The organism is Nostoc sp., from assembly GCF_036917235.1.
In the GTDB taxonomy this organism is placed as follows: domain Bacteria; phylum Cyanobacteriota; class Cyanobacteriia; order Cyanobacteriales; family Nostocaceae; genus Nostoc.
In genome coordinates this window covers 117,362-135,137 of the sequence record NZ_JBALDU010000007.1, presented here as the reverse complement: position 1 = coordinate 135,137, position 17,776 = coordinate 117,362, and the positions used below count along the sequence as shown (strand labels likewise).

Below are 17,776 nucleotides of genomic sequence, written 5' to 3'. Positions count from 1 at the left end.
TCTCCCTACTAAATGAAGTAGGAAGAGTGCCAAATACAAGGCAAATCAAAACTTTTTACTCAAGATTTGAGAGATACTCATGAAATTGGCATCATTGACAAATATTTTGGTTGCAGGTGGAATTGCCCTCAGTGCAACTGCAACCATCAATCAGCCAAGTCAAGCCGAAAGTAGGCGAGGATTTTATTGTGACACATCAGGAAACAAACCCGTGACAGTGTACACAAATCCTAGAGGTGTTAGTGAGCCTTGGATTCGCTGGACTTCCAACTACTTTAAAGATGCTGGCTACAATAAAGTAACGCGCTGTCAAGACGTAAGCCAACGTTTGGAAAATTACCGCCGTAACAGAGACCTGAGATTTATTACTGTCGGCAAAATGAACGGACAAAATGTGATTTGCACCGCAAATCAAGTCAATGGACGCTGCGAAAAGTTGATATTGACTCTCAAACCCAATGAAGATGGGGTACAAGCGCTAAATAATCTCTTGGCTTGGCATCAACCCTTAAGTAAAAGTAATAGAACACCTTACGTTGATTTAAGGCAACATCTAGGAATTCCCAAAGAATAAATTACAGCTTTTTTCCTGTGTTACATTTGAAGCGGGATAGTAGTAAAGTTACAAAGCTATAGTTTGGGTTCTATATGCCTAACTGGTGCGTCAATCTCTGATATAAGCGTATACCGCCGAGTACTTTAAACTATATCGCTTGATTAGCTCAGTTGGTAGAGCAATCGACTCATAATCGATGCGTCACAGGTTCGAGTCCTGTATCAAACCCCAGGAAGTTAGCTCACTGGTAGAGCAATCGACTCATAATCGATGTGTTGTAGGTTCGATTCCTATACTTTCACCCAACCCTGTCCGGGTCAAAAGACAATACCCTTCCAAGGTAGCCAATATGGTACGGATCTTAACAGATTCGAGACCCCTCATTTTCTCAACTCTGCGTGCAAGTGTTTTGCTGTCGGTCATCACTCGTAAGGGTAATGTTCGGTAGCCACAGTTAAGGAGTAAGCGCAACTGCATTTTTCCCTAACTTGAGTATGTTCCTTCCTTTCCTACATCTAGTTTTCCTTCGGGATTCTGGATTGGCAAACGAACGGCATATTTGAGCGCGGTTATTTTTTCTAGATTGCCATTGAGTAGTCGGGGAAAAATAATAGCAATCTTAATCCAGCTTTGGAGAAGCTTTTGCCCACACCTGAACTGTAAACACTTGCACTTGCAGAGTTAAAAAATATTTTGTAGGATTATAGTAGTACGAATAGCTAAAATTAATCCTTGAGCCTTTTTCTACAAGGTTGCAAACTCCAAAAACTCTATTAGTTAAGCTGTAAGAAAATAGGTGGTATTTGAGTTCAAGGAAGGTTATAAATGTCTTGAGCAAATCTTCTTAGCTGGTTGCGATCGCGTACCGGATCGCGCAAATTATTTATGAAAATTACTATGTGGCAAACGTTTTATATCAAACCTAACGAAATCGGCATCTTATATCACCGCAGTGACTTTAAGAAAGTTTTGCAACCCGGTACACATACATATTTAGGTTGGCATTGGCAAGTAAAAATTCATGACCTCAATCAGCCACTAGCTCAGATTGAAAACCTAGAACTGCTGTTGCGAAATCACGAAGCCGAACTGCAACAAGATTTATTGATTATCAGAACTGCATTTAACCAAGCTGCGTTAGTCCGCTACGGTCAGAATTGGGTAAGCGTTGCATCAAATAAATTGATTGCTTTTTGGCGTGGTTTTATTGAGGTAGAGTCTCATCTCTTCAATTTGGAAGAAAGCTTAGAATTACCTAGTTTCTTTGTGCAGCAATTGCGCTCAGTTGCCTTGAATGGAGTGAAGAAGTTCCAAATCTCAGAGTCTGAGATTGGTTTACTATATCTGCAAAATAATTTTGTGCGACCTCTAGAACCAGGAGAGTATGCTTTTTGGTCGGTAGATAGAGATGTTACAGTCCGAACTCTCAGCCGAATTATTCCTAACCCAGATTTTCCCCTCGAAGATGTACTCATTGAAAAACATCCCGACTTTATAACTGCTTACTGTGAAGTCGTGCAATTACAGACTTCGCAAGTTGCAATTGTGCGATATCGGGGGAAAGTGATTTCTATTTTGCCACCCACCAGCCGGAAGTTATTTTGGCAGGGTGTTGCAGTAGAAATTCTCGACATTAGCGCTGATGCTCAGTTACAGCCTAGCTTAGTGGCTGAATTGGTTGAGGGTTCAACAGAAGTAAAATTGCTCAGTCGCAACTGTTTGCATATTTGCCAAGTTCCCGCCCAACACGTGGGACTAGTATACATTAATCAAGAGTTTCAAGGACTGCGATCGCCAGGGGTACATGCTTGGTGGTTATTTGGCCGCTCTTTTCAAACCGAAACCATTGACCTACGACTCCAAAATATGGAAGTATCAGGCCAAGATATCCTCTCTAAAGATAAAGTACCTCTGCGGTTGAACTTGACGGCTGGCTTCCGCATACTCGACCCATTGAGGGCAAAAAACGGGTTATCAGATATTTCTGGTTATTTGTACAAAGAATTACAGTTTGCTTTGCGTGGTGCAGTCGGCGAACGCAACTTAGATACTTTATTAGAAGATAAAGGTGCAATTGATAGAAGTATCTCTGAATACATTCGCCAGAAAGCCGCAGACTATGGAATTGAAGTAGATTCTGTAGGTGTCAAAGATATTATTTTACCTGGTGAAATTAAGACTATCTTGAGCAAGGTAGTTGAAGCAGAAAAAGCCGCTCAAGCAAACGTAGTCCGACGTAGAGAAGAAACTGCTGCTACTCGCAGTATGCTAAACACTGCCAAAGTGATGGAGGATAACCCCGTCGCATTGCGTTTAAAAGAACTCGAAGTATTAGAGCGGATTGCAGAGAAGATCGATCGGATTCAAGTTAATGGCAGCTTGGATAGTATTTTAACTGACTTGATTCGGATGAATCCGCAGTGATTTGGTCATTAAAGATTAAGAGTTGGGTTAGGTTGCGTATTGATGAATTTAATTGTGACAAAATGTTTGCGATCGCTTCTAACTCAAGATATAAAAGTTGCTTGTCTGTAGCTAGCTGAAGTTTTAGTAGTATATATACGGATAAAATTGTATAATATAATTTTATGTATAAGAATTTTGTACATCATGACAACCTGAGCTAGAGTGTCAGCAGCAAATAGCTTAGAGGATGAAGATTATGCCAACATGTGACTATTGTGCAATGCCATTTGATTTATTTGACGGCATTTATGATGATGGAGATTTCATGTGTGGTAGCTGCATAGCAGAGTTTATAATTAAGTCTGAGGCTATTCAAGACAACTCTAGGCAGCAGTTGGAGCCAAAGCCTTCTCATAAGACTGAAAAGCAGAAGAAATGCAAAACAGTCTCTCCATCGCATAGGAGTCAGGTCAGTGGAGAACAGAACACAAGCAAGCTTGATAAAGCTGGTCGATTGGCAAAGAATATACAAATCATGTTGAAATCAAAAGGCGGATCGCTTTGTATTAATCCATCAAATAAGAAAGCATTCGAGTTAGCTGTTGAACGATTGGGAATGAAGCTTGATCAATTTCACATCGATGATGATGATTTTTATCTTCAGATCAGCTTAAAACGTGACATTCAAAAGGATACTAGGACAGTACCAGCTTTACTTAAACGTCCTGAGTTGCCCAAAAACAATACAACGAAGCTTCAGTAAAAACCGTGATTAAGCGTAAAAAATGTGACTAAATACCAGAATTATGGCATAGTGCGATCGCTTTTTGCTGCCGCTGACTTTGGTCATTAGCCTGTTGATTTTACATTTTTGGTGTAATAATACTTATGAAGGTGTATATTTACACTTAGATCGCATTAAAATATATATAGATAAACTCTAATTATGCCGATTCAATCGCATGGAGTCGTTGCGATGTCAATTGATGAAATTAAAAATTAGCAAAATAATGATCTAACTCAACCAGCTACAGACTTAATAAAAAACCTAGAAAAGGCAAAAGATACGATGTTTGCTTACACAAATATTCCAGAAGCCCCCTGATTTACAATTGAAGCAGATGATAAAAGAGGGGCGCGGCTCAACTGCATTCATCATTTGTTAAGCAAAGTTCCTTACGAAGATATGACACCTCCTCCCTTAGAGCTTTCGTCTAGACCTGTGGCTGAGGATTATGTTCGCGCCCCCCGCAATGAGCAGTTTTTTGTGCCTCAAGTGTATTGAGCAACATTCATGAGTCAAAACTATGGAGTACAGCGACTTTACTCTAGAAAAAGCTGCGGCTGTTTTGGGAATCACCACCCAAGAAGCAGATTTGTTCCCTAAGCTTGTACCTCTTTCTATTCCTTCGTGGTTAAATGAAACTTTAGGAAAGCGAACCCAATTAGCTCTGATTAGTGAAAAGGCTCGGAGCGAATTTATTATTGTACCGATTTTACTAACCTGTCGGGATCTGAGCCAAGATAGCTTGGCCATTTTCTCTGGACAAAGACTTGATGTTGATCCTACACAGGGCTTGATTGGGGAATGTGATTTTATTTTAGCAATAGCTCCACCTTTACCACCGTTGCGAAGCCCAATTATCACTGTTGTGGAAGCGAAGAAAAATGATGTTGAAGTTGGGTTAGGACAGTGCATCGCCCAAATGGTGGCGGCGGATTTATTCAATCGTTCATCTGGACAAGCAGAAATACCCGTGTATGGATGCGTGACAACAGGAGAAGTATGGCAGTTTCTTCAACTTTCGCAAAAAGTGGCTTTGCTTGATAAGCAAAGATATTACTTGGATAACGTCGGAGCTATTTTGGCAATTGTCCAGACAATTATTCAGCAATTCAGTAGTTAATTTGTGTGATACTTATAAGGAATGATACAAAGCTTAAACCTAATGATTCATAACGTATTTTTTGGAACAATGATAACCACAATTTAACGTACTGAAAGATGAGCCATTTTCTAACACTTGTGATTGTTGATCGCACAGAACCAAACCCAAGCAAAAAGGCTAAAGAATTGATGCTGCCATATTTTGAAACGGATGAAGATAATCCATCTTTGCAAGCAAAATGTGACGGATTTGCTATTGGTGGTCAGTATGATGGCATAATTTGGGGTAAGGAGCAGCATTACAATCTCAATCCCGAAGAATTTCAACATCGATACGGGCTAGATATTGTGCAATCAGAAGACAATATTCGTCCTATCTCTGCCCTAATGTCTGACTTAGTTTCATACGCTATCGTTACGCCTGATGGAAAGTGGCACGATCGTGAAGGAAAATCCAATGAAGAATGGCTAGAAAAGTTCCGAAGTCTTTTACGCCAATATCAAGACAATATAGTGGTTGCGATTGATTGTCATTGTTGATTAAAGAGATTTTGGCAAAGTACCCGGATTGTTAATAGAGGATTGGACGATTTAATGCGTAGGCGCAGCCCGTCGTAGACATCGCCTAGTTTATTGTCGAGTGAGGGCGACGCCCTATATATAGCCCTTCGCAGACATCGCAATAACAGTCTACTTCTTGTGCATTTCACAGATAATCTTTAAAGGCGTAGGCGTAGGCCGTCGTAGACATCGCTCATAAAATCAATTAAATCATTTTTAATTAGGTTTGAGGGAGTTGCCACCCCCTACTCTAATTTACAATTTCAGTTGTGACAGTTCCCTGGTGCTAGTTGGTAGAATTAAGAAAATACCAACCTAAATGCAACTTATGATCAGAACCATCGAAGGCATTTATCAGGATGGGCAGATTCAGCTAACTGAGCTACCAGAAGATATTAGCGATCGCTCTCAAGTTCTCGTTACCTTTCTCGATCTTAGCAAAATTGATCCAACTAAACTACGCCAACTGATCGATCAGTTGGAGACCATTGCAGGTATTGGCCAAGGCTTCGAGGAACTCAACGCTGGTCAAACTCGCCCTATTGGGAATTTCGTCCAAGAAATGCAGCAAAAGTATGGCATTTCAAGTTGAGATTACTCCAATTGCGGAAGCTCAGATTGAGCAAGCATATCGCTGGTATCGAGAGCAAAATCCTCAATTTGCCGATCGTTGGTTTCGAGGATTGATGAATGCTATTGCTACGCTACAAGAGAAGCCTCAACGCTGTACTTTAGCAGTCGAACATGAGATTTTCCCAGAAGAAGTACGCCAACTCCTTTATGGTAAAGGCAAAAATGTATATCGAGTGCTTTTTACAATTCGAGATACCACAGTTTATGTGTTGTATGTGCGTCATACTGCTCAAGCACCACTGACAATAGATGATTTAGAAGGTGGGGTTTAGGGTTTAAAGGCGGATCGCTACAACAGTCTACTTCTTTTACTGCGATCGCACTATCTCGTAAATTAGTTTTATTAACAGGCAATCATCGGGATTTGGGCAAAGTACCCGGATTGTTAATTGAGGATTGGACGGTTTAATGCGTAGGCGCAGCCCGTCGTAGACATCGCTTAAAATATTATTTAAGTGAGAGTGATGGGAGTTCAACTTAATAGTACAATTTCAAGTATTTGCTTGAGGGTATCAGCAATGACAGCGAAAGAGCAACTTCTTCGAGAAATTGAGCAAGCACCAGAGGAACTGATAGAAGCAATTTTGTACATTTTGCAGTCTGTAAAGGCGCAACCTAGCTTCAAAAGTTCTAATCAAGATAGTATTCAAGAAGTAGATAGCACTCAAGTAATTGCTTCTACTATCCAAGCAGATAACTCTCTGCTAAATCTCTTCAACGAGTTCGAGCAATTTGCTCAGAGTATTCCTCCTGAAGAACTGGTTAACTTGCACACAGATAGCGCAGAGCAGCACGATCAGTATCTTTACGGAACTCCTCAAACATCAGCATGAATCCTGTTTTCGTAGACACGTTTTACTGGATAGCGCTTGCTAATCCACGAGATGCATGGCACGTCCGCACTCAAGAAATACACAAATCGCTGATGCAAACAAAACTGATTACAACCGATGAGGTGCTGACTGAGTTTGTGAATTATTTCTCAACTGCTGGTAGATACACCCGAAGCGGAATATTTCAACTAGCACAAAGCATTCTACAAAATGATCGGGTTCAAGTTATTCCCCAAACACGCGAATCCTTTTTAGGTGGTCTAGCTCTGTATTCTCAACGTTTTGATAAAGGCTATAGCCTGACAGATTGCATTTCTATGCACACTATGCGCCAACTGGAGATTATAGAGGTACTGACCCATGATAAACACTTTACCCAAGAAGGCTTTGCGATCTTGTTGTCTGATTGAGTGTCCCAAGTAAAAAAACGTTATTTAAGTCGCGATCGCAACAACACTCTACTTCTTTTACTGCGATCGCACTATCTCGTAAATTAGTTTTATTAACAGGCAATCATCGGGATTTGGGCAAAGTACCCGGATTGTTAATTGAAGATTGGACGGTTTAATGCGATCGCCTAGTTTATTGTCGAGTAAAGGCGATCGCACCAACAGTCTAATTTTTATGCATCTCACAGATAATCTCTGTCATGCGATCGCACTATCTCGTAAATTAGTTTTATTAACGCGCAATCATCGGGATTTTAGCAAAGTACCCGGATTGTTAATTGAAGATTGGACGGTTTAATGCGATCGCCTAGTTTATTGTCGAGTGAGGGCGATCGCACCAACAGTCTAATTTTTATGCATCTCACAGATAATCTCTGTCATGCGATCGCACTATCTCGTAAATTAGTTTTATTAACAGGCAATCATCGGGCTTTGGGCAAATTACCCGGATTGTTAATTGAGGGTTGGATGGTTTAATGCGATCGCCTAGTTTATTGCCGAGTGAGTGCGATCGCTATAATAGTCTACTTCTTTTACTGCGATCGCCTAGTTTCTTGTCGAGTGAGGGCAATCGCCATAATCCAGTAGGGTGTGTTGTCGTAAAGCACAACGCACCATCATATCAAACATCCCAAATATCAGACACAAATTGAACCTTAGGATAATAGTCAAAATTTTTTGGCTATTTGCCTATTTGCCAGCTTTTACAGAATTAAGTTACTTTAATGTTATTTGCTCGTTCATGCTATGGAGTATTAGTAAAACAGAATGACAGCTATTGCTATTTGGTTTAATAACGAAATGTCTGAAAATCCTTCTCTTTGGGTAGCTTCAGATAGCCGTGTGTCCAACAATAAAAATTCTACTCTTATTGATGATGCTGCAAAAGTATTCGCGTTGCCAGTGGTATGCAGGTTTCCTGGTGAAGACGGATTTTTCTCACAGATAGGTTACTTTCACACCTATGGGTACTGTTTTGCAGGCAGTACTCTGCTAGGTCAAAATACATTTCTAGCATTAATGCCTCTCTTAAGTAATTTAGCGACTGTTCAACCATATATCCCTCAAATGGCTGATGTGGCGGATTTTATCTTGCAGTATTTAGGTAGAGCTTTTGATGATTACAAAGTAATAGCTTGCGAGCATTCAGGCGTTGAAGTTGCTTTATTTGGGTGGTGTCACGTCACTCAAAAACAACATATTTTTCACTACTATCCTGTTAAAGATGATAATGAATATGTATTAAAATGCACAGATTACACCGATCTAAATGAAAAATCCTTTGTGTATCTTGGTGAGGATAGAAAAGATATGACGCAGAAAATTCAAAAAGCTTTTAATGGAGACAGTGAACCTGGTAGACCTCTGTCGAGAATTCCCCGTTACATTATTGAAGAACATATTCAAAATAGTGAATACAAAACTATTGGAGGAAATTTACAGTTAGCTATCGCAGATCGTTTTGGATTTCGGCCATTTTCTATTTGCAAGCCGAGAGCTATTGGAAAGCCGGAAGCTTATCTAAGTTATTTAGGATACGAGCTACATCAGGATATAAAAAATGTGGGTGATGCAATTGTTAATCTGCCTGGAATGGTTTAGAAGTTAACAACCACAACTCAGAGGGGCTGACAATTCAAATATAGCGGACGCGTATCGATGATGACTCGCTGCTTCATTCAGTTCCTAAACCTTCCAGATATTGTTTGTTAGTCGCCAAATCACCGGGACCACCATCAACACAACCAGCAAATTTTTGAGATGCTGCCAAAAATGAAATAGGCTCAATTTGTTCAATGTTTGTATTTTTTTGTGCTAACTGACTTTGCAGAAACTCAATAAAATCTAAGACCTCTTGTTGCTTCTCTGGCGGGAGCGATCGCATTTTTTCAGTGGCAGTTTGTATAATGATCAAGGAAACCCCCAGACGTTATTCATCGGTCTTTTTCACGTCTAATTATTTTAGTCTAGCAGGCTAACACTTTATGGAGCAAACGTACAAAAGATCCTGGTGTGGATGCAAATTTGATCTACTGCTCAATTTAGCCGTTTCGCACCATTTAATCTAAAAAATCGTCATTATAAATAGTATTTCATTTTACAGTTTTTCTTTAATAAAAATGCCAACAAATCCTAAAAGCCAGACAGAATAAGAGTTATATTGTTTAAAGCATAAAAACAGATTATTTTTAGATAACCCTACAACTTGCATTTAGGCTAGAAATAGGCTCTTTTTTCTCCTGCTGCTAAAAACCCTTGTATTATATGATGTTTAAGAGCGATCGCTAGGTTCGGAGTAATCCCAAGAGTGCATTTGACGGAAAGGAAGACCCATCTTTTGGAAGACGTACTTCTCTTTCACACCAGAAGCTACCAAATCAGGCTTCAGCGCTTTGATAAATTCCTCGAATTCGTAAGCGGTAACGTCGTCATAAACGATGGTGCCGTTTTCGATGTAGTGAGTGGTACGTTTGTAGTCGTCATTATGAGCGAACTCATAACCTGTACCAATCATCTTCATGCCCAAGTCTAGGAAAGCTGGGACAACGTGGCGAGGACGTAGACCACCAACCATGATGGCAACGGTCTTACCATCCAAGCGGGGGCGGTACTTAGCAACTACCGCATCCATTGTTGGCTGATACTTGGCGATAACTTTTTCAGCATTTGCTTGGATTGTTTCGTCAAACTTAGAAGCAATTTCCCGTAAAGATTCAGCAATCTTGGTGGGGCCGAAGAAATTATATTCAAGCCAGGGTATTCCATAAGCTTCTTCCATGTGACGGCTGATGTAGTTCATCGACCGGTAACAGTGGATGAGGTTCATCTTCACATTGGGGGTCATCAACATTTCGTTGATTGTGCCATCACCTGACCACTGAGCGACTACGCGCAAGCCGATTTCTTCTAACAGGATGCGGCTAGCCCAAGCATCTCCACCGATGTTGTAGTCACCAATGATGGCTACATCATAAGGAGTACCTTCAAACTTGAGTGTACCGTCTTTTTTCGCTTGGTCGGATCTGGTGAAAACCCAGTCACGAACCATGTCGTTAGCAATGTGGTGTCCCAAAGATTGGGAAACACCCCGGAAGCCTTCGCAACGCACAGGTACAACTGGCTTGCCAATTTCTTTGGATGTCTTCCGAGCAACTGCTTCGATGTCATCCCCGATTAGACCGATGGGACATTCAGATTGAATGGAAACACCACGGTTGAGGGGGAAAAGTACATCAAGTTCTTGGATGAGCTTGGTAAGTTTCTTGTCACCGCCGAAAACGATATCTCTTTCTTGGAAGTCGGAGGTGAAGTGCATGGTACCAAAGGTATCAATACCTGTGGTTCCAATGTAGTAGTTACGACGACCAGACCAAGACCAGTAACCGCAACCTACAGGCCCGTGGCTGATGTGGATCATGTCCTTAATAGGGCCCCAAACCACACCTTTAGAACCGGCGTAAGCACAACCACGAGCGGTCATTACACCTGGAAGGGATTTGATGTTAGACTTAACGCCGCAATCGGACTTACCTTCTTCGTATACGCCTAAGTGCTTTTCCCGTTTTTTCTTAGCTTTGTCGGGATAAGCTTCTAGAACTTCTTTAATTAGTTCTTTTCTTTCTTCGATGATGTTTTGATTTTCTGGAGGTGTCATATTTAGCCTCTGTGACTCGTAAGGATCGGGGCATAGGGGGACTAGGAGTCCCCTCTAAGATTAGGGGGGAGATGTAAGGGAGAGGATAAAAGGGAAGATATGAAACTCTTCCTTTTTCCTTGTGCTAAAGCGTTATTTATTAGCAGCGAATTATACTACAGGAGCTTCAGCAGCACTCTTACCAACTAGCATTGCAGTGTTTTCGTCGCTTTCGAGAATACCGAATTCAATCAACAATTCTTCTAGTTCTTCCATTTCGATGGGTGTAGGAATAGATAGATTCTTGTTGTCGATGATCTTTGTAGCCAATGTGCGATATTCGTTAGCTTGGTTGCTTTCTGGTGCGTACTCGTTAACAGTCATCCGGCGCAATTCTGCGTGTTGAACGATGTTGTCACGGGGTACGTAGTGAATCATTTGGGTGTTCAACCGTTTTGCCAAGGTTTCGATCAAGTCGATTTCCCGGTCTGTGTTACGGCTGTTACAAATCAAACCACCCAAACGCACGCCACCAGTGTGAGCATACTTAAGAACACCACGAGCGATGTTGTTAGCAGCGTACATCGCCATCATTTCACCTGATGTAACGATGTAGATTTCTTGTGCCTTGCCTTCACGGATAGGCATTGCGAAACCACCGCACACAACGTCACCTAACACGTCGTAAGATACGAAGTCTAGGTCTTGGTAAGCACCATTTTCTTCTAAGAAGTTGATGGCAGTGATAATACCACGACCGGCGCAACCTACACCGGGTTCTGGCCCACCAGATTCTACGCAACGAACGTCACGGAAACCGGTTAACATTACTTCTTCGAGTTCGATATCTTCTACTGCACCACGTTCTGCGGCGAGGTGAAGAACGGTTGTTTGAGCTTTGCTGTGCAGCATCAAACGGGTGGAGTCAGCTTTAGGGTCGCAACCGACGATGAGGATGCGTTGACCCATTTCTGCCATAGCTGCCAAGGTGTTTTGGGAAGTGGTAGATTTACCGATACCGCCCTTACCGTAGAAAGCTATCTGTCTTATCTTTTCGTCTGTCATGATTCGTATTTCCCTGCAATTGGTTGGTTGGTGGGTCTGTGCGTTTGTCAGTTGCGTTCACGCCAGTTGAGCGACAGTAGTGAGCGCGTGTAGAGCATCGTTGGTAGCATTGGCATAAATGCCTGCTGGGGGCGATCGCTCCACAGCCAAAATTATTGACAGTAAGTTCATCGATCTTCCTCGTTAAAATTTTTTTCTTTTGGTTTTTGTCCTTTGTCCTTTGTCATTTGTTTTGACAAAGAACAAAGAAAAATACGCAATTTACAAATACGTCATAATGTGTTTCAGCTTGCAAGATTCAATAGGACTTGATGTTGTTATTTGTCAACAATCAATGCATAAGTCCTATTACTTGTTCAAAATAGCGCCCTTCATATTTGTGACGCGATCTAGTGCAGCTTTGGTGTCATCTGCTGACACTCCACGCACAACCATTGCTTCGCCGAGATGCTTGGCGATCGCATCGAAGTGTGGTTGCTGTAGATTCATTCCTGCGTGGGTTTTGTCCATTGGACGACCGCCGTATTGCTTTGGCCCCTCAAATATTTGACCTAAGAAAGCAACTAGATGATTACGTTGCTTTGCCATGTCTGTACCAGCAAAAATGGGACTGAGGAGGCTGTCTGCGGCAATGCGTTTGTGGAGTTCATCTACTACTTGTTCAATAGCTGGTTGTCCACCAATGTTGTCGTACAATGTGCTCATATCCTGTTCCTTTGAAGCGAGTTGGATGATGAAATTTGCAAGTAGGCGCTTAATCTATGCAGCCTATATGCTGTTAGCCTTTATAGCTAATTTAGCTATCGGTTGTCGGTAGGATTGAAGCATTGATGTGGAGACAATTATATGGTTCAAATCCTACTTTCTGTTCCTGGCTGAATGCATATTAGAGCGTATTTGTAGATTACGTTAAGTCCTACAGCAATTCCTAAACTGCTTCGACTACAAGGCTCTTGCTGACACGATCTTGTAATCTGGCTTCGATCGCAATTTTCAGAGTTGCTGTACTACTAGAACAGGAACCGCAAGCACCTTGCAGTACAACTTTAACGCGATCGCCTTCTACATCATAGAGTTCTACATCTCCCCCGTCTGCAATCAGTACGGGTCTGACTTCTTCATCAAGAACCTTTTGAATTAGAGCAATCTTTTGGACGTTAGTTAGCGATCGTTCTTTGGACGTAACAATTTCTGTGGCAACTTTTACGCCGTAATTGTTGAGAGCAGGTGAGGCGTATTCCTGTTGAACTGATCTAATAATATCATCAATGTTCGCCAGACAGGAACCGCATCCGCCACCAGCTTTCACATAATTTGTTACTTGTTCAGCATCCGTGAGATGATTTTCTAGAATCACGCGACGGATTTTAGATTCGCTGATGCCAAAGCAACTGCAAACTAATGCACCTTCATCATCATCATCGTGGGTAGCTAGAGGAATGCCACGATAATTGTAGATAGCGGCTTCTAGGGCTTCTTGTCCCATAACAGAGCAATGCATCTTTGCTTCTGGTAAACCACCAAGGTAATCTGCAATGTCTTTGTTGGACACTTTCAGAGCTTCATCTAAGGTTAAACCTTTGACCATTTCGGTTAATGCACTAGAAGATGCGATCGCACTAGTACAACCAAAGGTTTGAAAGCGAGCATCTAGAATCTTATCAGATTCTACTTCCACTTTCAGGTGCAATCTCAGAGCATCGCCGCAAGCAATGCTACCGATTTCGCCCGTTGCAACCTTAACTCCAGCTTCGCCCGTTTCTTCAATTTCTCCCTGATTCTTGGGATCGTAAAACAGTTCTAATACTTTATCGGTGTAATCCCACATAATGAATTTTAGATTTTAGATTTTGGATTTTAGATTGGGGGATTGGGTGCTGGGTATTGGGAAAATTCTTCCTTAATTCCCAGTCCCTAATCCCCAGTCACCAGTCCCTAGCCCCTAACGATGCGCCAGTGCTTGTTCTTGTCCTTGCAACCAACCTGCATTATCATTTTTGAAGGGTGAGAGGGCGCGTAAACGTTCTACAATACTGGGCATTACCTCTATTACTTGATCGATTTCGGCTTCGGTGGTGTAGCGACAAAGACTGAAGCGGATAGAACCGTGCAAAGTTGTGTAGGGTAAGCCCATTGCCCGCAGGACGTGGGAGGGTTCCAGAGAACCGGAGGTGCAAGCAGAACCGGATGATGCACAGATACCGTATTTGTTCAATAACAGTAGAATTGCTTCACCTTCGATATACTTGAAGCCGATATTTGTGGTGTTTGGCAATCTCTGCGTAACGTCACCGTTAACGACACAATCGGGAATTGTAGCTAGTAAAGTTTGTTCGAGGCGATCGCGCAGCTTTCTTTGTTTTGCGATCGCTTCTTCTAAGTGTAACAGTTCCAGTTCCGCAGCTTTGCCCAAGGCGATAATTGCTGGAACATTCTCTGTTCCCGCCCTACGTCCGCGTTCTTGGTGTCCCCCAAGAATAAAAGGACGGAACCGAACCCCGCGTCGAATATACAAAGCACCAATTCCTTTTGGTCCGTGCAACTTGTGACCAGACAGGGTTAACATATCCACGGTGCTAGTCTTCATATTCAGAGGGATTTTTCCCACTGCTTGCACCGCATCTACATGGAAGATAGCGCCATATTCTTTTACGCGCAACCCAATTTGCTCAATCGGGAAAATCGTCCCAGTTTCGTTATTAGCATACATAATTGTCACCAGGGCGGTGTTACCCGTCAAGGAAGCTTCTAGTTCATCTAGATCCAGCTGCCCTTGATTATTTACTGATAGATAGGTAACACTATAACCTTGGGTTTCTAATTGTTTGCAGACATTGAGTACTGCTGGATGTTCAACTTGGGTGGTGACAATATGTCGCTTTTCTGGTTGCGCTAACAGTGCGGCTCGAATCGCCGCGTTATCTCCCTCAGTTCCACAACTTGTGTAGACAATTTCTGACTCATCGGCTCCCAGGATGGCTGCAAGTTGTTCTCTTGCTGTTCTCACTGCCTTACCGACTTGCCCACCAAAGGTATGCATACTGGAGGGATTGCCGTAATAATCTGTGAGGTAAGGTAACATTACCTCTATAACTTGTGGATCTACCTTAGTGGTGGCATTATTATCGAGATAGATGCAGTTATTTTGCATTGTTGTCTTCAATTACGAATTAAGAATTACGAATTATTTAAGCTTCTGCACCCATTGTTTGGGCTTGGCGCTTTTGCAACTGCTCTGAGTATTTCTGAGAATAGCTTTGAAACCAAAGTTCCCAGTAATCTTGTTTATTTGTTAATTTAGCGACTACGCGGTTGTAATTAGCAAACCAGCCTTCCCAATAATCGCTAGGCTGCTTAACGCAACCGTCGCAGGTGGGACAACCAGCTTTACACTGAGGCACGGTATGAATGCTACCAACACAGTTTGTACAAAGTTCAGGGTCAATCCAGTGCTGTCCATCAACCACTTTTACTGCATTTGTGGGACATACCGTTAGACAGAGATTGCAGGAAATACACTGGCTAGTAAGAATTTTGTAAGCCATGATTTATTCTCCTTTTGGGGAATGGGGCATTGGGCATTGGGCATTGGGCATTGAGGATTGGGTTTAGGGGAGGGCATTGAGGATAATTCTTATCCCATGCCCCATGCCCTATGCCCCATGCCCTATTCGTTATTCCCTAATTCCTTAACGTATTGCTCGTAGAACTCCAAAGCAACCTTTTCAATCACGTCGTAAGCTTCAACAGTCTTGATTCCAGCTTCTTGCAATTTTTCTTGAGGACAGTTACCAATCTTGGAAACTAAAACTGCTTTGCAATCTGCGATCGCTTTCATAATATGCTCAAAGGAAGCTTCTTCGCTGTATCCACCTTGGCAGTACTGGTCAATTTTGCGATGACCAACAAAGCGAACTTCGTCCCCACCCACTTCGTAAATTTGGAATTCTTTCGCATGACCGAAGTGTTGGTTAACTAATCCGCCGCCTTTGGTTGCTACTGCAACTAAAACTTTCGGACTATTGGCAATTTTCTTACCAGCTAACGCCTTGTCTTTGGCTACTTTAAGTTCTTCTTTAAACTTCTCAATTCCTTCGTGAACAGTAGCGCGTTGTTCCATGTCATATTCAGGAGCCATTTCCAAGAATTTCTCTTTGGAAAACTCTTGGCTGCGGTCTTCTCCCAATAATCCGACTGCATCGGCACGACACTGGCGACAGTGACGCATCATTTTCATGTTACCAGAGCAGTTGTCTTGAACTTCTTTGAGTTCTTTGGGTGTGGGGCCGCGTTGACCGATTAAACCGAAGTGTGTGCCATGTTCTGGTGCAGAAATCAATGGCATGATGTTGTGCAAGAATGCACCTTTCTCACGAATGACTCGATTCACTTCGACTAAGTGATGGTCGTTAATTCCGGGAATCATCACGGAGTTGACTTTGCACAAGATATCAGCATCTTTCAGGGCTTGTAATCCTTCCATCTGTCTTTCGTGGAGGATTTTTGCACCTTCAAGACCTCTGTAACGCTTGCGTTTGTAGTGAACCCAAGGATAAATCAATGCACCGATCTCTGGATCTACCATGTTAATGGTGATCGTAACGTGATCTATATTTAATTGTTTAATGCGATCGATGTAGTCAGGGAGCATTAAACCATTGGTTGATAAGCACAGCTTGATGTCTGGTGCTTGTGCTGCAATCAACTCAAATGTGCGGAAGGTTTTTTCTGGGTTCGCCAATGGGTCGCCAGGGCCGGCAATTCCCACAACGGTCATTTGAGGAATCTTACCACCAATGACCAAAGCTTTGTGTGATGCTTCTTCTGGTGTTAGCAATTCGCTAACTACTCCAGGACGGCTTTCGTTAGCGCAATCATATTTGCGGTTGCAATAGTTGCATTGAATGTTGCAAGCTGGAGCAACTGCAACGTGCATCCGCGCATAGTGGTGATGAGCGTCTTCGCTGTAGCAGGGATGTTTAGCAATGCGTTCTTGGAGCTTTTCGTCCCTTTCCACGGTGGTGCTGGTGGTGCTGTCACAGCCGCAACCACCTGATTTTGCTTGGGTTGGCGATTCCGTAGCGTTGGAGTTGAGGAGTCGTGTAGACGGTGATGTCATTGAGTTTCGCAAAAGGTCGGTGGACTTGGCTGCCACTGTGGGAGATGTTGTTGCTGCTCTCTATGCCCAGAATTGAAGTCGCGTCTTCCACACTTCCTGCAAACCCTTGGGTGAGGGCGACTTATTTTCAAGTCAGACAGGCGATAGATATCTGATGTTCGGCTGGTGTGTGTCAACGTTCGGTTCTTGGGTAGAATTTGTGCTTACAGCCGCGACTTCTCTTCACTTCAGGCATGGTGCTATGTCATCCCTCCACTCACCCTTCGCTTTGTTTTGTTTCAGAGCGTTAGGTGATTGGCGATATAAGATTTATAGCAGCCGTCTCCCAGCCAGATGTTGCGTCTCTCTAGGATAGAATTTATTGGATTTATTACTTTTGTACTCAAATACTAAAAACCCTAATTCTTCAAGCATTACAAGAATTAAAAAAGTTTTTTTCAGGTAGGGGTTCTAGTATTTTTTGGTTGGGGTTCTAGTGTTTATAGATAGGGGTTCAGGATTTATTTGTACTCAGCTAAAACTCAATCTCAGCAAGGAATTTAATCTAATTCTAACTGGATTTGAGTTATTAAAATGTGTACTCAGATTACCCTCAGTTTCCGTCAAAAGCAAGAGATGCCAAGGGTTTGAGG

Annotated in this window: 23 protein-coding genes and 2 tRNA genes; 17 read left to right on the top strand and 8 right to left on the bottom strand. The window is 42.3% G+C overall.

Annotation, left to right across the window (positions count from 1 at the left end):
* Window positions 1-79: 79 nt before the first annotated feature.
* The 16 genes from V7K44_RS02365 (at window position 80) to V7K44_RS02290 (ending at window position 8,928) form a co-directional block, all read left to right on the top strand.
* Entirely contained in the window at window positions 80-574 is a 495-nt protein-coding gene (locus tag V7K44_RS02365) for a COP23 domain-containing protein (RefSeq protein ID WP_334928266.1), read from the top strand.
* Window positions 575-711: 137 nt separating this feature from the next.
* Window positions 712-787: transfer RNA gene (locus V7K44_RS02360), tRNA-Met, on the top strand.
* Window positions 787-861 (top strand) — tRNA-Met (locus tag V7K44_RS02355). Before V7K44_RS02360 ends, V7K44_RS02355 begins: the two co-directional genes overlap by 1 nt.
* Window positions 862-1,453: 592 nt before the next feature.
* Window positions 1,454-2,980, top strand: coding sequence for a slipin family protein (locus V7K44_RS02350; RefSeq protein ID WP_334928434.1), 1,527 nt, complete (start codon window positions 1,454-1,456; stop codon window positions 2,978-2,980).
* Between the two features lie 238 nt (window positions 2,981-3,218).
* Entirely contained in the window at window positions 3,219-3,725 is a 507-nt protein-coding gene (locus V7K44_RS02345) for a hypothetical protein (RefSeq protein ID WP_334928264.1), read from the top strand.
* 544 nt (window positions 3,726-4,269) lie between these two features.
* Entirely contained in the window at window positions 4,270-4,869 is a 600-nt protein-coding gene (locus tag V7K44_RS02340; protein ID WP_334928262.1) for a hypothetical protein, read from the top strand.
* Between the two features lie 98 nt (window positions 4,870-4,967).
* The gene (locus tag V7K44_RS02335) at window positions 4,968-5,390 is read left to right on the top strand and encodes a hypothetical protein (protein ID WP_334928261.1); all 423 of its coding nucleotides are present in this window, start codon (window positions 4,968-4,970) and stop codon (window positions 5,388-5,390) included.
* 349 nt (window positions 5,391-5,739) lie between these two features.
* Complete coding sequence (locus V7K44_RS02330; RefSeq protein WP_334928432.1) at window positions 5,740-6,003, top strand: hypothetical protein; 264 nt, start codon at window positions 5,740-5,742, stop codon at window positions 6,001-6,003.
* Window positions 5,987-6,316 carry a type II toxin-antitoxin system RelE/ParE family toxin gene (locus V7K44_RS02325; protein ID WP_334928260.1) on the top strand — a complete coding sequence of 110 codons (330 nt, stop codon included), beginning with the start codon at window positions 5,987-5,989 and terminating at the stop codon, window positions 6,314-6,316. Before V7K44_RS02330 ends, V7K44_RS02325 begins: the two co-directional genes overlap by 17 nt.
* A 246-nt stretch (window positions 6,317-6,562) precedes the next feature.
* Window positions 6,563-6,877, top strand: a complete 315-nt coding sequence (locus V7K44_RS02320; protein WP_334928258.1) for a hypothetical protein — start codon at window positions 6,563-6,565, stop codon at window positions 6,875-6,877.
* Entirely contained in the window at window positions 6,874-7,287 is a 414-nt protein-coding gene (locus V7K44_RS02315) for a type II toxin-antitoxin system VapC family toxin (protein ID WP_334928256.1), read from the top strand. The genes V7K44_RS02320 and V7K44_RS02315 overlap by 4 nt, the downstream gene beginning before the upstream one ends.
* The gene (locus tag V7K44_RS02310) at window positions 7,284-7,445 is read left to right on the top strand and encodes a hypothetical protein (RefSeq protein ID WP_334928254.1); all 162 of its coding nucleotides are present in this window, start codon (window positions 7,284-7,286) and stop codon (window positions 7,443-7,445) included. Before V7K44_RS02315 ends, V7K44_RS02310 begins: the two co-directional genes overlap by 4 nt.
* Window positions 7,445-7,624 carry a hypothetical protein gene (locus tag V7K44_RS02305; protein WP_334928252.1) on the top strand — a complete coding sequence of 60 codons (180 nt, stop codon included), beginning with the start codon at window positions 7,445-7,447 and terminating at the stop codon, window positions 7,622-7,624. Before V7K44_RS02310 ends, V7K44_RS02305 begins: the two co-directional genes overlap by 1 nt.
* On the top strand, window positions 7,624-7,803 hold the full coding sequence (locus V7K44_RS02300) for a hypothetical protein (RefSeq protein WP_334928250.1): 180 nt from the start codon (window positions 7,624-7,626) through the stop codon (window positions 7,801-7,803). The genes V7K44_RS02305 and V7K44_RS02300 overlap by 1 nt, the downstream gene beginning before the upstream one ends.
* Window positions 7,803-7,979, top strand: a complete 177-nt coding sequence (locus V7K44_RS02295) for a hypothetical protein (protein ID WP_334928248.1) — start codon at window positions 7,803-7,805, stop codon at window positions 7,977-7,979. Before V7K44_RS02300 ends, V7K44_RS02295 begins: the two co-directional genes overlap by 1 nt.
* A 115-nt stretch (window positions 7,980-8,094) precedes the next feature.
* Window positions 8,095-8,928, top strand: coding sequence for a hypothetical protein (locus V7K44_RS02290; RefSeq protein WP_334928246.1), 834 nt, complete (start codon window positions 8,095-8,097; stop codon window positions 8,926-8,928).
* A 73-nt stretch (window positions 8,929-9,001) separates the two neighbouring features.
* On the opposite strand, the gene V7K44_RS02285 is transcribed toward V7K44_RS02290, so the two are convergent.
* The 8 genes from V7K44_RS02285 to nifB all read right to left on the bottom strand — a co-directional run bounded on the left by V7K44_RS02285 (window position 9,002) and on the right by nifB (window position 17,144).
* On the bottom strand, window positions 9,002-9,241 hold the full coding sequence (locus V7K44_RS02285) for a DUF2281 domain-containing protein (RefSeq protein ID WP_334928244.1): 240 nt from the start codon (window positions 9,239-9,241) through the stop codon (window positions 9,002-9,004).
* 357 nt (window positions 9,242-9,598) lie between these two features.
* A complete protein-coding gene (gene nifD / locus V7K44_RS02280) occupies window positions 9,599-10,981 on the bottom strand; it encodes a nitrogenase molybdenum-iron protein alpha chain (protein ID WP_334928242.1) in 1,383 nt (460 codons plus the stop codon).
* A 150-nt stretch (window positions 10,982-11,131) separates the two neighbouring features.
* Window positions 11,132-12,025, bottom strand: a complete 894-nt coding sequence (gene nifH / locus V7K44_RS02275; RefSeq protein ID WP_334928240.1) for a nitrogenase iron protein — start codon at window positions 12,023-12,025, stop codon at window positions 11,132-11,134.
* Window positions 12,026-12,373: 348 nt separating this feature from the next.
* Entirely contained in the window at window positions 12,374-12,730 is a 357-nt protein-coding gene (locus V7K44_RS02270; protein WP_334888291.1) for a globin domain-containing protein, read from the bottom strand.
* Window positions 12,731-12,953: 223 nt separating this feature from the next.
* A complete protein-coding gene (gene nifU, locus V7K44_RS02265; protein WP_289794937.1) occupies window positions 12,954-13,853 on the bottom strand; it encodes a Fe-S cluster assembly protein NifU in 900 nt (299 codons plus the stop codon).
* A 114-nt stretch (window positions 13,854-13,967) separates the two neighbouring features.
* Complete coding sequence (gene nifS / locus V7K44_RS02260; protein ID WP_334928237.1) at window positions 13,968-15,176, bottom strand: cysteine desulfurase NifS; 1,209 nt, start codon at window positions 15,174-15,176, stop codon at window positions 13,968-13,970.
* 37 nt (window positions 15,177-15,213) lie between these two features.
* A complete protein-coding gene (locus tag V7K44_RS02255) occupies window positions 15,214-15,570 on the bottom strand; it encodes a 4Fe-4S binding protein (RefSeq protein ID WP_334928235.1) in 357 nt (118 codons plus the stop codon).
* 122 nt (window positions 15,571-15,692) lie between these two features.
* Window positions 15,693-17,144 carry a nitrogenase cofactor biosynthesis protein NifB gene (gene nifB, locus V7K44_RS02250; RefSeq protein ID WP_334928232.1) on the bottom strand — a complete coding sequence of 484 codons (1,452 nt, stop codon included), beginning with the start codon at window positions 17,142-17,144 and terminating at the stop codon, window positions 15,693-15,695.
* On the opposite strand from nifB, the gene V7K44_RS02245 reads away from it, so the two are divergent.
* Entirely contained in the window at window positions 17,138-17,299 is a 162-nt protein-coding gene (locus tag V7K44_RS02245) for a hypothetical protein (protein ID WP_334928230.1), read from the top strand. The two genes, nifB and V7K44_RS02245, sit on opposite strands and share 7 nt — an antisense overlap.
* Window positions 17,300-17,776 lie beyond the last annotated feature (477 nt).

What these genes read in the sequence shown, in the direction of transcription:
- V7K44_RS02245 (WP_334928230.1), top strand. Translation starts at nt 17,138, where the DNA reads ATGTCATTGAGTTTCGCAAAAGGTCGGTGGACTTGGCTGCCACTGTGG.
- nifU (WP_289794937.1), bottom strand. Translation starts at nt 13,853, where the DNA reads ATGTGGGATTACACCGATAAAGTATTAGAACTGTTTTACGATCCCAAG.
- nifH (WP_334928240.1), bottom strand. Translation starts at nt 12,025, where the DNA reads ATGACAGACGAAAAGATAAGACAGATAGCTTTCTACGGTAAGGGCGGT.
- V7K44_RS02330 (WP_334928432.1), top strand. Translation starts at nt 5,740, where the DNA reads ATGATCAGAACCATCGAAGGCATTTATCAGGATGGGCAGATTCAGCTA.
- V7K44_RS02290 (WP_334928246.1), top strand. Translation starts at nt 8,095, where the DNA reads ATGACAGCTATTGCTATTTGGTTTAATAACGAAATGTCTGAAAATCCT.
- nifD (WP_334928242.1), bottom strand. Translation starts at nt 10,981, where the DNA reads ATGACACCTCCAGAAAATCAAAACATCATCGAAGAAAGAAAAGAACTA.
- V7K44_RS02305 (WP_334928252.1), top strand. Translation starts at nt 7,445, where the DNA reads ATGCGATCGCCTAGTTTATTGTCGAGTAAAGGCGATCGCACCAACAGT.
- V7K44_RS02340 (WP_334928262.1), top strand. Translation starts at nt 4,270, where the DNA reads ATGGAGTACAGCGACTTTACTCTAGAAAAAGCTGCGGCTGTTTTGGGA.
- V7K44_RS02320 (WP_334928258.1), top strand. Translation starts at nt 6,563, where the DNA reads ATGACAGCGAAAGAGCAACTTCTTCGAGAAATTGAGCAAGCACCAGAG.
- V7K44_RS02350 (WP_334928434.1), top strand. Translation starts at nt 1,454, where the DNA reads ATGTGGCAAACGTTTTATATCAAACCTAACGAAATCGGCATCTTATAT.
- V7K44_RS02300 (WP_334928250.1), top strand. Translation starts at nt 7,624, where the DNA reads ATGCGATCGCCTAGTTTATTGTCGAGTGAGGGCGATCGCACCAACAGT.
- V7K44_RS02315 (WP_334928256.1), top strand. Translation starts at nt 6,874, where the DNA reads ATGAATCCTGTTTTCGTAGACACGTTTTACTGGATAGCGCTTGCTAAT.
- V7K44_RS02365 (WP_334928266.1), top strand. Translation starts at nt 80, where the DNA reads ATGAAATTGGCATCATTGACAAATATTTTGGTTGCAGGTGGAATTGCC.
- V7K44_RS02325 (WP_334928260.1), top strand. Translation starts at nt 5,987, where the DNA reads ATGGCATTTCAAGTTGAGATTACTCCAATTGCGGAAGCTCAGATTGAG.
- nifS (WP_334928237.1), bottom strand. Translation starts at nt 15,176, where the DNA reads ATGCAAAATAACTGCATCTATCTCGATAATAATGCCACCACTAAGGTA.
- V7K44_RS02345 (WP_334928264.1), top strand. Translation starts at nt 3,219, where the DNA reads ATGCCAACATGTGACTATTGTGCAATGCCATTTGATTTATTTGACGGC.
- V7K44_RS02255 (WP_334928235.1), bottom strand. Translation starts at nt 15,570, where the DNA reads ATGGCTTACAAAATTCTTACTAGCCAGTGTATTTCCTGCAATCTCTGT.
- V7K44_RS02295 (WP_334928248.1), top strand. Translation starts at nt 7,803, where the DNA reads ATGCGATCGCCTAGTTTATTGCCGAGTGAGTGCGATCGCTATAATAGT.
- V7K44_RS02270 (WP_334888291.1), bottom strand. Translation starts at nt 12,730, where the DNA reads ATGAGCACATTGTACGACAACATTGGTGGACAACCAGCTATTGAACAA.
- nifB (WP_334928232.1), bottom strand. Translation starts at nt 17,144, where the DNA reads ATGACATCACCGTCTACACGACTCCTCAACTCCAACGCTACGGAATCG.
- V7K44_RS02335 (WP_334928261.1), top strand. Translation starts at nt 4,968, where the DNA reads ATGAGCCATTTTCTAACACTTGTGATTGTTGATCGCACAGAACCAAAC.